General features: G+C 70.2%; 13 protein-coding genes. 10 read left to right on the top strand and 3 right to left on the bottom strand.

Going from position 1 to position 13955, the window contains the following annotated elements:
* Positions 1 to 3: 3 nt before the first annotated feature.
* The 7 genes from VKZ50_09095 (at position 4) to VKZ50_09065 (ending at position 7961) form a co-directional block, all read left to right on the top strand.
* Complete coding sequence (locus tag VKZ50_09095) at positions 4 to 960, top strand: ABC transporter permease (protein ID HLJ59873.1); 957 nt, start codon at positions 4 to 6, stop codon at positions 958 to 960.
* Entirely contained in the window at positions 957 to 1847 is an 891-nt protein-coding gene (locus VKZ50_09090) for an ABC transporter permease (protein HLJ59872.1), read from the top strand. Before VKZ50_09095 ends, VKZ50_09090 begins: the two co-directional genes overlap by 4 nt.
* A gap of 128 nt (positions 1848 to 1975) precedes the next feature.
* Positions 1976 to 3208 (top strand): Zn-dependent hydrolase, encoded by a 1233-nt coding sequence (locus VKZ50_09085; GenBank protein HLJ59871.1) that lies wholly within the window; start codon positions 1976 to 1978, stop codon positions 3206 to 3208.
* Between the two features lie 36 nt (positions 3209 to 3244).
* Positions 3245 to 3643 carry a DUF1844 domain-containing protein gene (locus tag VKZ50_09080; GenBank protein ID HLJ59870.1) on the top strand — a complete coding sequence of 133 codons (399 nt, stop codon included), beginning with the start codon at positions 3245 to 3247 and terminating at the stop codon, positions 3641 to 3643.
* A gap of 402 nt (positions 3644 to 4045) precedes the next feature.
* Positions 4046 to 6142, top strand: coding sequence for a thioredoxin domain-containing protein (locus VKZ50_09075; protein ID HLJ59869.1), 2097 nt, complete (start codon positions 4046 to 4048; stop codon positions 6140 to 6142).
* Positions 6143 to 6172: 30 nt separating this feature from the next.
* Positions 6173 to 6862 carry a DUF309 domain-containing protein gene (locus VKZ50_09070; GenBank protein HLJ59868.1) on the top strand — a complete coding sequence of 230 codons (690 nt, stop codon included), beginning with the start codon at positions 6173 to 6175 and terminating at the stop codon, positions 6860 to 6862.
* A 163-nt stretch (positions 6863 to 7025) separates the two neighbouring features.
* Entirely contained in the window at positions 7026 to 7961 is a 936-nt protein-coding gene (locus tag VKZ50_09065) for a DUF72 domain-containing protein (GenBank protein HLJ59867.1), read from the top strand.
* Here VKZ50_09065 and VKZ50_09060 read toward each other — a convergent pair.
* Positions 7958 to 8707, bottom strand: coding sequence for a class I SAM-dependent methyltransferase (locus tag VKZ50_09060; GenBank protein ID HLJ59866.1), 750 nt, complete (start codon positions 8705 to 8707; stop codon positions 7958 to 7960). The two genes, VKZ50_09065 and VKZ50_09060, sit on opposite strands and share 4 nt — an antisense overlap.
* 195 nt (positions 8708 to 8902) lie before the next feature.
* On the opposite strand from VKZ50_09060, the gene VKZ50_09055 reads away from it, so the two are divergent.
* The gene (locus VKZ50_09055; protein ID HLJ59865.1) at positions 8903 to 9352 is read left to right on the top strand and encodes a hypothetical protein; all 450 of its coding nucleotides are present in this window, start codon (positions 8903 to 8905) and stop codon (positions 9350 to 9352) included.
* A gap of 102 nt (positions 9353 to 9454) precedes the next feature.
* On the opposite strand, the gene VKZ50_09050 is transcribed toward VKZ50_09055, so the two are convergent.
* Complete coding sequence (locus VKZ50_09050; GenBank protein HLJ59864.1) at positions 9455 to 10543, bottom strand: P1 family peptidase; 1089 nt, start codon at positions 10541 to 10543, stop codon at positions 9455 to 9457.
* A 190-nt stretch (positions 10544 to 10733) separates the two neighbouring features.
* Between VKZ50_09050 and VKZ50_09045 the strand changes: the two genes are divergently transcribed.
* Together VKZ50_09045 and VKZ50_09040 are read left to right on the top strand one after the other, a co-directional pair.
* Positions 10734 to 11981 (top strand): amidohydrolase family protein, encoded by a 1248-nt coding sequence (locus VKZ50_09045; protein HLJ59863.1) that lies wholly within the window; start codon positions 10734 to 10736, stop codon positions 11979 to 11981.
* Positions 11978 to 13204, top strand: a complete 1227-nt coding sequence (locus VKZ50_09040) for an amidohydrolase family protein (GenBank protein HLJ59862.1) — start codon at positions 11978 to 11980, stop codon at positions 13202 to 13204. Before VKZ50_09045 ends, VKZ50_09040 begins: the two co-directional genes overlap by 4 nt.
* Before the next feature lie 34 nt (positions 13205 to 13238).
* Here the strand turns inward: VKZ50_09040 and VKZ50_09035 are convergent, their stop codons facing one another.
* Positions 13239 to 13781: a GNAT family N-acetyltransferase gene (locus tag VKZ50_09035; protein ID HLJ59861.1), complete on the bottom strand. Its 543-nt coding sequence runs from the start codon at positions 13779 to 13781 to the stop codon at positions 13239 to 13241.
* Positions 13782 to 13955: the final 174 nt, after the last annotated feature.

The following is a 13955-nucleotide window of genomic DNA, read 5'->3' as shown; positions in this document are numbered from 1 at the left end:
GCCGTGATTGGGTTCATCCTCCGCCGGTTCCTGACGATGATCCCCGTGTTGTTCTTAGTCAGCGTCATCATCTTCGCGCTCATCAACCTGATCCCGGGCGATGCGGCCCGCCTCTTTCTTGGCGAGGAGGCGCCGCCCGAGGCCGTCGCCGCGCTGCGTCACGAGCTGGGATTGGACCGGCCGGTGTACGTGCAGTACCTGCGATGGATCGGCGGCATGCTCCACGGCGACTTCGGCTACTCCTTCAAGGACCACCGTCCCGTGCTCGCCACCGTCGTCGAGAAGATCCCGGTCACCGGCGAGTTGACGGTGGCGTCGCTGCTCGTGGGGTGGGCGATTGCGATTCCGGCCGGCGTGATCGCCGCGTGGCGGCAGCGCACGGTTGCCGACTACGGCGCCTCGTCGGCGGCGCTCGCGGGGCTCAGCATCCCCAACTTCTGGCTTGGGATCATGCTCATCTATCTGTTCGCCGTGCACTTGCGCTGGCTTCCCGCGTCTGGGTGGGCGCCCCTCACGAAGGACGCCGTGCGCAACCTGCGTGCGCTCATCATGCCCGCGTGCGTGCTGGGTCTCGCGCTCGCCGCGGTGGTGATGCGACAGCTCCGCAGCAGCATGATCGAGGTGCTGAGCGCGGATTTTGTTCGCACGGCCAAAGCGAAAGGGCTCGAAGGCCGGGTTGTGGTAGTTCGGCACGCGCTGCGCAACGCGGTGATCCCCGTGATCACGGTGATGGGCATCCAGATGGGGACGCTGCTCGGCGGGGCGGTGATCACGGAGACGATCTTCGCCGTTCCCGGACTGGGACAGCTCGCGGTGAACTCGATCTACGGGCGGGACTACCCGATGCTCGAAGGCGTGGTGTTGTTCAGTGCGCTGGCGATTCTGCTGATTAACCTGCTGGTAGACATCGTCTACTCCCTCATCGATCCGCGCATCAAGCTCGCCGGGGGGCGGTCGTGAGCGTCGCGGTGGGCGGGGCCCTCCGCGAGGCGGCCCCCGGCCGGGGTGCCCCGCGCGGGGCGCGGTACTTTGTGCGGCGGTTTGCGCAAAACCGTCTGGCGACGGCCGGATTTGTGATGTTTCTCGTGATCGTCGGCCTCGCGGTGTCTGCGCCGTGGGTCGCTCCGGTGTCGCCGATCAAGACCGATTTCACCGCCTACCTGCAGCCGTCGAGCATGCGCCACCTCTTCGGAACCGACGAGTTGGGGCGCGACGTGTTGAGCCGCGTGATCTTCGGCGCCCGCGCGTCGCTCGAGGCGGGCATCGTCTCGGTCGCCTTCGCGGTCGCGGTGGGGTTGCCACTCGGGCTCGCGGCCGGCTACTATCGCGGACATCTCGGCGATGTGCTGATGCGGTTGACGGACGCCATGCTCGCGTTCCCTCCTCTCATCCTGGCGCTGGCGGTCGCGGCCGTGTTGGGTCCCGGACTCGGCCATGCGATCATCGCGATCGCCGTGGTGCTGGCGCCGGTGTTCATGCGCCTCACGCGCGCCGAGGTGTTGCAGCAGCGGGAGCGCGAGTACGTCGAGGCCGTGCGCGCGATTGGCGCGTGGGACCGACGGATTATCTGGCGGCACCTCCTGCCGAACAGCCTTGCGCCGATTGTGGTGCAGGGCTCGTTGAACATCGCCGGGGCGATCATTACCGAGGCGACGCTGAGTTTCCTCGGCCTCGGGACGCAGCCGCCCACGCCGTCCTGGGGCTCGATGCTCAACGCCGCGCAGCAGTACCTCACGCAGGCGCCGTGGCTGGCGTTCTGGCCAGGAATCGCGATCGCGCTCACCGTGTTCGCGCTGAACGTCGCCGGCGACGGTCTCCGAGAGATCTGGGATCCCCGCACGCGGTGACGCCCGCCGGCGGCGGGCTTGTCTCTTCCCCCGCGCCGCCGGTATCATGGTGGTGCGAACCGCTGCGCCGTGCTGACGGCGCCGTCGGGCCGCGAGGCACAATTGCTGTGGGTGTGGAGGGACGTGACGTGGCAGTGCGGATCGATGAGGAGCGGCTGCGCGCGCGCTTGACCGAACTCGCCGAGATCGGACGGACGCCCGACGGGGGTGTCAGCCGCTTCTCGTACGGCACGGAGCACGCGGCCGCAGTGCGGCGCGTTGCGCGTTGGATGCGCGAGGCCGGGGCCGAGCCGGCCGTGGACGTCTGGGGAAACCTGTTCGGCGTCGTGCCGGGAGAGGCGGGCGCGCTGCCCCCGATCGCCGCCGGCTCGCACCTCGATACCGTGCCAAACGGCGGGAAGTTCGACGGGGCGCTCGGGGTGCTCGCGGCCGTGGAAGCTGCGGCAGCGCTTCGCGATGCGGGGGTCCGGCCGAAGCACACCCTGCTGCTCGTCGCGTTCGCCGAGGAAGAGGGGACCTCGTACGGCGTGGGGTGTCTCGGCTCGTTGGGCGTGGTGGGCCGGGCGCCGGCCCTGGAGGGGCTGCACGACGCCGCGGGACAGTCGGCGGCCGACGCCCTTCGCGCGTTCGATACGGGCTTGCCCCGCCGCTCGATGCCCATGCCGATGGCCGCGTACTTGGAACTGCACATCGAGCAGGGCCCGGTACTGGCCGCGCGCGAAACACCGCTTGCCGCCGTGGATGCGATCGTGGGTATCGCGCGGGCGGTGTTCGAGTTCACGGGCGAGGCGAACCACGCCGGGACGACGCCCATGGACATGCGCCGGGATGCGTTATGGGGTGCGGCGGACCTCGTGGGCGCCGTGCGCACGATCGTGCGCGATACGGGAGGGCGGGCTGTCGGGACGGTCGGGCGCCTCGAGCTCTCCCCCGGCGCGACGAACGTGGTGCCAGGTCGCGCCGCGGCCACGGTTGAGCTCCGCAGCTCGGACGCCAGGCTGCTCGAGTCCCTGCGCGAGCGCGTCGAATCCGACGGCCGCGCGTGCGCCGCACGGTATGGTCTGGCCCTGGAGGTGCGCGCATGGCGGTCCGACACGCCCGTGCCGCTGAACCGCAGCATCCACGACGAAATCGTGGCCGCCGCCGGCGATCTCGGCTGGCCGATCGTGACCATGTCGAGCTGGGCGGGGCACGATGCCAAGATCCTGGGTGCGCTGGTGCCGACGGGCATGATCTTCGTGCCGAGCGTTGGCGGCGTGAGCCACTCGCCGCGCGAGCAGACCGCGTGGGACGATGTGGCGCGCGGCGCGCAGGTGCTGTGCCGGGCCATGGAGCGGCTCGACCGCTCGCAGGCCGCGTAGCCGGCCCCGCGATGCGGGGCGCCTGAGGTGAGGACGATGGACGATCGTGACCGCGTGGCGGCAGAGCAGGGCGACATCGAGACACCCCCGGCGTCCCCGGGCGAACCTGCGAGCGCACGCCAGGAGGCCCCGGACACGCCGGGGCCGGCTGGGGAAGGCGAACGGGCCGTTCCGATCGCAGCGCTTGGGACGGAGGAGATCATGATCTCGTTCCTTGGGTTGCTCGCGGCGAAGGCGTGGGAAGGGATGGGGCTCGTTCCCGCGATGCGGACCGGCAAGGTCGAGAAGGATTTGGCGAGCGCGCGGTTGGCTATTGACGGGTACGGCGCCGTGTTCGACCTGGTTCGCGGCCGACTCCCGGAGGCGCCGCGTCGCGAGATGGAGACGCTCCTTACGAATCTGCGCGTAAATTTCGTCGACAAAAGCACCAAATAGCCGACCCGGCCGATTGTCCACCAGTTATCCACACGATGCTATCCACATTATCCGGAGCTTGCGCGAACGAAGTTTCCGGATTGTGGGAAGATCGGCCGTGTGCTACAAGTAGTGATGGAGGCGCAAGCTCTCCGGCAAAGGTAGCCGATTCAAACGCTCGCGCACGTGGACGCCGAAAGCTGGTCAAGTGTACTTCGGGGGTAACTCCGGAGAACGGCTGGTCGGCAGTAGGCACCGGCGACGAGGGCCGAAGACGGTGACAAGCCGGTGGGGTGAGCGCCTCCCGATTTTTTCCCCCCGTGTGTGGTTCAGCCCCTTTTGAGGACCCCTGTGCGATTTCAGCCCCCTCATTCGATCGGATCTGTTGGATATAATGCAGGCAAGGAACGAGTGAGGTGACGCATGCCCAACCGGCTCGGCGACGCCGCCAGTCCGTACCTGCGGTCGGCCGCCCATCAGCCCGTCGAGTGGTACCCGTGGGGGGGAGACGCGTTCGACCGTGCCCGCGGCGAGGATCGGCCGATCCTGCTCGACATCGGGGCCGTCTGGTGCCACTGGTGTCACGTGATCGACCGCGAATCCTACGAGAACCCCGAGATCGCGGCCCTCATCAACGCCCACTTCGTGCCCGTGAAGGTGGATCGCGACGAGCGCCCCGACGTGGACGTCCGCTACCAGCAAGCCGTCGGCGCCATCAGCGGGCAGGGCGGGTGGCCGTTGACCGCCTTCCTGACGCCCGAGGGCAAGGTGTTCTTCGGGGGCACCTACTTCCCGCCAGACGCTGTGGCCGGCCGGCCCGGGTTCAAGCAGGTGCTCCGGGCCGTCGCCGAGTTCTACCGGACCAAGCGCGACCAGGCCCACGCCTACGCGGACGAACTGCACCAGACGCTCCAGCGCCTCGCCGACGCACGGTCCTCGGACGACACCGTGTCCCCCGCGCTGGTCGACGCGGCGATCGCGGCGAGCGAGCGGGCGTTCGACAGCCGCCACGGCGGGTTCGGCGGCGCGCCGAAGTTTCCCCATACGGGAGCGATCGAGCTGCTCCTGCGTCGGTACGATCGGACGCGCGACCCGGGGACGCTGCTAATCGTCACGGGCACGCTGGAGCACATGGCGCACGGCGGCGTCTACGATCAAATCGGCGGAGGGTTTCACCGGTACTCGGTCGATGCGTCGTGGACCGTGCCGCACTTCGAGAAGATGCTGTACGACAACGCCGAGTTACTGCGCAACTACGTCCATGCCTATCAGGCGACGGGCAACGCCACGTTCCGGGACACCGCGCGGGGGATCGTCGCGTACGTGTCCGAGACATTGACGGACACCGCGGATGGAGGGTTCTACGCGAGCCAGGACGCCGACATCTCGCTCGAGGACGACGGCGACTACTACACGTGGACGCCGGAGGAAGCCGCAGCCGTGCTGCCGCCGGACGAGATGGACGCCGCGCGGCTGGCCTACCATTTGAACGGGCGGGGGGAGATGCAGCATGATCCCCGCCGCCACGTGCTGTTCGTCGCGACGGACGCCGACGCGATCGCCCCGGTGGTCGGCCGGACTGCGGCGGAGATCGAGGAGCTCCTCGTGCGCGCCGCCCGGCATCTTCGGGAGGCGCGCGCGGGCCGTCCCGCGCCGTTTGTCGACCGGACAGTCTACGTGGGGTGGAACGGAATGATGAGCTCCGCGTTGCTCGACGCGGCGCGCGGCCTCGGTGACCGCGGTCCGCGCGCCGCTGCGCTCCGGGCGCTCGACCGGATCGTGCGCGAGGCCTATGACTCCGGCCGCGGGTTCCGGCACATCGTGGGCGCCTCCACGGCGGTGACCGGGCTCCTGGACGATCAGGTCCACATGGCTCGGGCGCTGCTCGACGCATTCGAACACACCGGCAACGCCGCCTATCTCCGTGTCGCCGAAGAGACGATGGCCTACGTGATGGCTGAATTTGTCACGCCGGCAGGGGCGTTCTATGACGTCGCGGGCGGTGCCGCCCGCGAACGCGAAGCGCCGGGACTGGCCGTCCCGCACGTGCCCGCGCAGGACGCGCCGACGCCGGCCGGCAACGCCGTCGCGGTCATGGTGCTCGATCGCTTGTGGGCGGTCACGGGGAACGCCGCATACCGGGACGCCGCGGAGCGCGCGCTCCGGGCGTGCGCTCCGGGTGCGCTTGAGCACGGCTTGTTCGCCGCGACGCTCGCGTACGCGCTGGACGCGCACCTCGATCCGCCGCTTCACGTGGTCGTCGTGGGGCCGGGCGACGATCCGCGGACAGCGGCGCTCCACGACGCGGCGCTCACGACCTATCGGCCCGGCGTCATCGCGCATCTCTACGATCCGCGGACGGCCTCGGGGGTGCTGCCTGCGCCGGCGGCGGCGCTCGGCGCCGCGTCGGGACCGCCCCGGGGGTACGCGTGCACGGCGACCGCATGCGCGCCGCCGGAGGCGGACCCGGAGGCGCTGCGGACGACGATCCGCTCGTTCGGTCGGACCTCCGCGCCGTAGCGTCGGAAGTCGTTGAGCCGCGCGGGATACGTGGAGCTGAAGCACGCGCTTTCCGCAGTTGCGCTCCGCGCGGTCGAAAACCCCGCGGACGCCCCCACGGCGAACGCGCTCGCGGCGTATGCCCGGCTCGGCGGAGGTCACCCGGTGCCGGGTGCAGACGTTGCCCGCGCGCTCGGGACCACGCCCGACGACGTGTGGCAGCGCCTCACGGAGTCCGGTCTGTTCGACGCTGCGGCGGGAGGGGATCGTCCGGCGCTCGCTGCCGCCTACGCGCCGCACGCGGCGTACTTTGCGAGACAGGCCGTCCGCCTCGCTGAAGCCGTTCGGATCCTCGGGGAAGGCGCACCGCCCGGAATGCCGGACGTCGTGCGCCGCGGCGTCGCCCTGTTCAACGCCGGACTGTTCTACGAATGCCACGAATACCTTGAAGGCGCTTGGCGGGCCGCCCGCGGGCAGGACCGCGCATTCTACCATAGCCTGATCCAGGCCGCCGCCGCGTGTTACCACGACGAGAAAGGGAACCGCCACGGTGCCCGCGTCCTGGCCAGTAAGGCTGCCGAGAAGCTCCGCGCCTTCGCGCCGGCCCACGACGGCATCGACGTGGCGGCGCTCCTCGCCGGGCTCGAGGTGTTGTGCGCCGGGGCCGCCTCGGGCGTGCCGCGCCCACGCAACCGGAGCGACCTGCCGGTGATCACGCTCGCGGCGGATGCCGGCGCGTAGCGCGCGGCGCAGGACGTCGCCGCGGCGGGCTGGAACGTTCTCTTCGCCGAGCGGCGCCGCGGAGGTATAGGAGCGTTCATGGACCGAGTCGACAAGAGCATTCGCGTTGACGACGAAGCGAGCGGCGTCCGGCCCGCGGTCGCGATGACGGGCTTCCCCGGCGGTGGACGCTAGCCAGCTCTCGCTCCTCGGCGAGTCGGGACCCGGACCGATCCACGGCCGGATCTACGTCGGCACGTGCTCCTGGGCGGAGAAGTCGTTTGCGAAAAGCGACTTCTATCCGCGGGGCGTTCGGAACGCCTCGGACCGGCTTCGGTACTACGCGACGCGGTTTCCCACGGTCGAGGTCGATGCCTCGTACTTCGCGCTGCTGCCCCCCGCGTACAGCCGGCGGTGGGTCGAGGAGACGCCAGCGGGGTTTATCATGCACGCGAAGGCGTTTGGGCTCTTCACGGGTCACGCCGTGGCGGCGTCGCGCCTCCCCCCGGGGCTCGCCGCGCTGTTGCCCTCGCGGTTGCATTCAGCCGAGGTCAGGCTCCGCGACGCGCCCGAAGAATTCGTAAACGCGTGCTGGGATCAGTTCCGCGCGTTTCTCGCGCCGCTCGCGGACGCAGGCCGCCTCGGTTACGTGCTCTTTCAACTACCCCCGAGCGCGCGGTTTTCCGAGGCCGCGCTCGACGAGGTCCACGCGTGGACGCAGCAGCTTCCCGGGTATCGCGTCGCCGTCGAGTACCGCCACCGGGATTGGTCACGCCATCCGGAGGCGCTCGAGCGTCTCGCCCGCGAGCGGTGCGCCTACGTCGTCGTGGATCTTCCCGACCTGCCCTGGTTGATGCCGCGGGTCGAGGCGGTGACGTCGAACTGGGCGGTCGTGCGGCTGCACGGCCGCAACCGGGAGGGTTGGGCGCGCGCAGGCGCGAGCACCGATGAGCGCTACGACTACGAGTACGGCGCCGAGGAACTTCGCGACTGGGCGGGGGTCGCCGCGCGCTTGAGCGAGCGCGCGGAGCGGGTGTTTCTGATGTTCAACAACCACGTCCGCGGCAACATGGCCCGGAACGCCGACGCGCTTCGGGTGTTGCTGGAGGGGTCGGGTTAGCCGCGGCGGGCCGCGTAGAAGACGCGGCCGGTATCCGGGGTAACCTCGGCGAACGCCGGGCTGCTCCAGCGGCCGAGGATCTCGAAGCCGGCTGCCCCGAGCGCCTCGTCGATCAGCGGCACGGGGTAGCCTCGTTCGCGGTGGATCTCTTCGATGCGCTCGTACAGGCCCTCCCGCCTGTGCAGGAAGGCGTTGACCCGCAGCGTGGCGATGCCGGTGTCGTAGTCGAAGTGACTCTGGTCGGCTTCGAACGCATCGTCGGCGTCCTGAATCACCCACGTGCGGTTCCCCCAGCGCTCGGCGAGGCCGCGCAGCGTGTTCATGTCGAAGAGGAAGCACCCGCCGGGGCGGAGCGCGGAGGCGACGGCAGACATCGCCCGGTGCAGCTCAGGCTCGCTCACGAGGTAGTTGAGGCTGTCGTAGAGGCACGTCGCGGCGTCCACCGGCGCGGACAGGCGCAGCTCGCGCATATCCTGCTCCAACAGGGCCACCGTCACGCCGCTGGCCGCCGCGCTTTGCCGCGCGAGCGCGAGCATCTCCGGGGACTGGTCCACGCCGGTGACCGAGAGCCCCCGGCGCGCCATCGCGACGGCGAACTCGCCGGCCCCGCACGCGACATCGACGAGGGAGGCAGGGGACGCCTCGTATCGTTCGAACACCGCCGTGACCCAGGGTACCAACTCAAGGCTGAAGCGCCCGCGCTCGGCTTTGGCGTAGGCCTCCGCGAACCGCCGGTAGATGCTCATGGTGATGCAGGGAGTTCGGCCGGGGATGTGACGGCTCCTGTGCGGCGGACTCCGTCCCGGCCCGTGCCGCTCCGGCTCGGACGACAGTCGGCCGAGCCGTCAGATGCGGCGCCGGACGTGTTTAAGGACGGAGCCGCGCGGGGATACTCGGCATATAGGGTCGAGGGGTGTCAGATCGCAGTGGGGGAGCGCGCCATGGTGCAGACCGTGATTGTGGTCATCCTGATCCTCGCAGACGCGGCGCTCGTACAGCTGAACCTCGGCGCGCTGCAAGGGTCGATCGCACTGGCGGTGCCCGGCACCGCGGGGTTCACGGTCACGCCGATGCTGGTGTTGGTGGCGGCCGGCGCCGCGCTTGCGCTCGCGTGGCTGGCGGGTCAGGTGGATCGGGCGATCCTCGAGCGGCGGGTCCGCCACCGGGATGCGACCCTTCGCGTGATGGGCGAGGAGATGCTGCGGCTGAAGGCGACCGCGCACGAACAGCACCCTTCGTTGGTGGACATCGCCGTCCGGTTGGACGCGTTCGACCGCGACCTGCGGGCGCTGCGGGAACGCGTGTACGAGCGCACACAAGAGACACGAGTATACGAGACCGTGGAAGGCGGCGACAGATCTTCGCCCGAGCGGGTGACGGTACGGGGCTGATCGCCATCTGACCCCGACCCGGTGCTGGGCCGGTGCGCCCTAGGACATCCGTCCTGGCGCATCCCCCCGCGCACAGGCGTGCCGGACCACGCCGGGTTGTTTCTAAGCGCCGCCGTCCGCGGTAGCACGCGGACGGTGGCGCTTCATGACCGCCCGGACCTCGTCTAGCGGAAGCGCGTGCAGCGTCCCCCGAAATCCCCGCATCGTCTCCGCGGCCACCAGCGCGTTGAGGATGGACTCCTCAACGGCATCCGCCACACCCTCGAAGAACAGATCGAGGTGCGCGTTCGGCAGCATGCGGATCTCGTGCACGGCCGGCACGTCTGCGGGGAGATGGTTGCCCGTCGCGAACGCCAGGAAGAGATCCCCGCTGGAATTGTGTCCCAGTCCGCCGACGCGGGCCAACCCGACGGTGGCCCGCTGCGCCAGGCGTCTGCACTGGCCGGCCACAAGCGGGGCATCGGTGGCGACGATCGCGATGATCGAGCCGGCAGGGGGGGCGGCGGGCTCGGCCGTCTCCCATCGGGGCGCCAGCTCGCGTCCGACCGGCGCCCCGTCGATGCGCAGGTGGCGCATCGCGCCGTAGTTGGCCTGCACCAGCGCTCCGATCGTGAACGCACCGCCGGCGACGGTGACCACCCGCGATGACGTGCCGATGCCGCCCTTGAAACCGTGGCACCGCATCCCAGTCCCGCCGCCGACGCTCCCCTCGGCGACCGCACCACCGGCCGCAGCGCTCAACGCCTCGAGCGCGGCCGCCTGCGTGACCGTAAACGCGTTGATGTCGTTGAGCCAGCCGTCGAAGGTCTCCGCGACGACCGGCAGCGTGAAGCGCGGCACGTGGCCGTGCTCGACGCCGTACGCGACGAGCGCGTCGCGTACCACGCCGACCGCGTGGGTATTAGTGATGCCGATCGGGGTCTCCAGCATCCCCGATTCCTCGATCCAGGCGACGCCGGTCATCTCTCCGCACCCGTTGAACGAATGCACGCCGGCGAAGGCGTAGTCCTCCCAAATGCCGCCCCCGCGGGGCACGACCATCGTCACGCCGGTGCGCACGATCCGCGGCGTGTCCGAGATCAGCGTTCGGTGGCCGACCTGCACGCTTGGTACGTCGGTGATGGCGTTGTGCGGTCCGGTCGGAAGGTGCCCGATGGTGATCCCGAGATCCCGGAGGCGGGCGCGGCCCATACGCGGGTGACGTTCCCTCCAGGCGACGCGCGCTCCTCCCACACGGTCCGGCAAGCATCGCCGAAGGGGTCCGCCGCGTTCGAGACGAAACGAGTATCGAGAAGGGTCATCTAGCGACGAATCGATCGCAACAGATCTCGCGGAGGGCCGCCGCGACCGCGGCGGCCCTCGTCTCGGAGGGAGCATCGCCATGGCCATCGCCTCACCCGAGTGGCAGCTGGTGCGCGCGGCCCGGCTGTTTGACGGCACCGGCGCCGCGTCGGTCGAACACCCGACCGTTGTCGTGCACCGTGGCGTCATCCACGGGGTCTACGCCGGTGACGCGCCGCGCGCCGACTGGCCGGCTGACGCGCCGTGCGTGGAGCTTCCCGGGCACACGCTGCTGCCGGGGCTCATTGATTGTCACGTGCACCTCAACCTTCCCGGCGACGGCACGCCGTTCGAGACCACGGTGCGCGAGCCCGACGGCACGCTGCTCGCGATGGCGATGCACAACGCTCAGACGGCGCTCCGTGCCGGGATCACGACGCTGCGCGACTGCGGCAGCATGCGCGACACATCGCTCGAGCTCCGGCGGGCCCAGCGGTTGGGGTACGCCGTGCTGCCGCGGCTGCACTTGTGTCGCTGCCCGATGACCGTGACCGGCGGGCACTGCTGGTACTTCGGCGGTGAGGCCGACGGCCCCGAGGGCGTGCGCCACATGGTCCGGCGGCTCGTCAAAGCCGGCGTGGACTACATCAAGATCATGGCCAGCGGCGGCGGCACCGTGGGCACGATCTCATCGCGCCCCTCCTACACCGTCGAGGAATTGCGCGCCGCGGTGGACGAGGCCCACCGGCTGGACCGGCGCGTCGGGATCCACTGCACCTGCGCGGCGGCCACACGCAACGCCGTCGCCGCAGGCACGGACCATATCGAACACGCACTGTTCCTCACCGACGATGCCGGCCATCAGCGGTTCGAGCCGGACGTCGCCGATGCGGTCGCGCGCAGCGCCACCGTGACCTCGACGCTGGGGGTCGGGTACTTCATCGTGGACGCGCTTGCGGGGAAGCCGGACGTCGACGCCAGCGAGCGGGCCGCGGTCGAGCGGTGGCGGCGCATGAACGACGCCAATCTCGACAACGCACGCAGGATGCGCGGAGCGGGGGTGCGCTACGTCGCGGGCACCGACGCGGGGTGGCGATTCACCCCGTTCAACGGACTTGCGCGGGAGATCGAGTTGCTGGCCGAGGCCGGCGCCACGCGCGCCGAGGCGATCGCCGCCGCGACGTCCGGGGCAGCCGCTGCGATGGGCATCGAGCGCGAGACCGGGACGCTGCGGGAAGGGCTCCAGGCGGACATGATCGCGGTCCCGGGCGATCCCCTGGTGGACCTCGCGGCGCTGAGCCGGCCGGCGATGGTGATGTTGGGCGGAACGGTGGTCGCGCGCACGTGACCGGGATCGAGACCGCGATGCTCCTCCAGGACGCGACCGTCCTGTCGATGGTCGACCCCAAGACGCCCTCGCCCGTGCGCGCCGATGTCCTGATCGAAGGCGGTCGGATCGTTTGCGTCGCGCCGGGTATTCCGAACGACGGCATCCGCCGTTCGGTGGACCTGCGGGGCAAGTACCTGCTGCCGGGATTGATCGACGCCCACTGCCACATCACGGTCAGCGGCGGCCTCGTCGAGGAGGAGGTCGCCTACGACCCCCGCGTGCGAGTGCTCCGCGCCGCGCGCAACGCCCACCGGACCCTGCTCGCGGGGATCACGACGATCCGAGACACCTGCGGGCTCGACGACAGCGACATCGTGCTGAGGGACGCCGTTCACGCGGGGCATCTGCCGGGGCCGCGGATCGTCGCGTGCGGCCGGATGATTACCATGACCGGCGGGCACGGCTGGTTCTACGGTCAGGAGGCGGACGGGCCGGACGCGGTCAGACGGGCGGTGCGGGAGCGGATCAAGGCGCGCGCGGACTGGGTGAAGTTCATGGCCAGCGGTGGGTTCGCGGAAGAGGGGGAGCAGCCGGCGGCCAGCCAGCTGGATCCGGACGAACTCGACGCCGGGGTGCGCGAGGCGCGAAAGGCCGGACGGAGGACGTGCGCACACGCTCACGGAGCGTCCGCGATCAAGAACTGCCTGCGGGCGGGGATCGATACGATCGAGCACGCGTCGTTCCTGGACCGCGAGGCGATCGACCTGTTGCTCGAGCGGGGCTCGTTCATCGTCCCCACGTTCTCGATCTACTACAAGATGAAGGAGACCGGCGCGGCGCACCACCTCATGCCCTACCTCATCGACCTGGTGAATCGTTCCTGGGATCTCAAGGTTGCGAGCTTCCTCGAGGCGTACCGGGCGGGCGTCCCCGTCGCGGCCGGCTCAGACAACGGATCGCCGACGGCGCCGCACCCCGATATCGCGACCGAGCTCGAGATCTTCGTGCGGATCGGTCTCGGCCCGTACGAGGCGCTCAGGGCCGCGACCGTGAACGCGGCGCGATTGCTCGACCTGCACGGGGAGATCGGGACGATTGAAGTCGGGAAGCGCGCGGACCTCACCGTGCTCGCGGCGGATCCGCTGCGGGACGTCTCGGCGGTGCGATCGGTGGACGCCGTCGTGCAGAACGGCGTATTGCTCGGGTCGCGCTCCGGCGGTGACTCGTCGACGGCGGGCTAGAGGCGTGCGCGCCCGCGTGATCACGTCGCGCGGCCTACGTGCTAGTTCTCCTCCGCGCGCGGCGCGTGGCGCCCCCGTCGGCAACGTGGCCCCGCGCGAGGCGCCGCAGCGCGGGGCCGCTAAGGGACATCAGCGTCCAGGCGTCGCGAGAGCCTGCGCCGAGCCGCCGGTAGAACGCGATCGCCGGGGCGTTCCATCGTAGCACGCTCCACGCCATGCGCCCGCATCCGGCCCGGACCGCGACCGCGGCCAGCGCGGCGAGCAGCGCTTTGCCGGCCCCGCGCCCCCGGTCGCGAGGTACGACGAACAGGTCCTCAAGATACAGGATCGGGCGCCCGAGGAACGTCGAGTACGCGAAGAAGTAGAGCGCAAACCCCACCGGTTCCCGGTCCCTGAGGCAGATCAAGGTCTTGAAGTAGGGGCGCCGCCCGAAACCGTCGCGGCGCAGGCGGCGCGCGGTCGCTTTGACCGCGTGCCGCCTGCGCTCGTACGCCGCAAGGCCGCGGATCAGCGTCCAGATCACCTGGATGTCCCGCGCTGTGCCGGGGCGGATGCGGAGCCCCGCGGAGTTGGCCATACGGGGTACTTCGGCCACGGCGGGAGGGTCTCTTGCCGGCGCGAGTTCCCCCTCGGTCCCCCGTCCTAGGGCAATCCCCCTGCGTGGGGAGTGCCCGCGGGGGCCTGGTGCGGCCTGCGCGTCTAGCAGGATGCTGAAAAAGCAGGCATCCGACAAGATGTGATGAATTGATGC

This window comes from bacterium (genome assembly GCA_035295165.1).
Lineage (GTDB): Bacteria > Sysuimicrobiota > Sysuimicrobiia > Sysuimicrobiales > Segetimicrobiaceae > JAJPIA01.
This window is presented reverse-complemented; position numbering and strand designations above follow the sequence as displayed.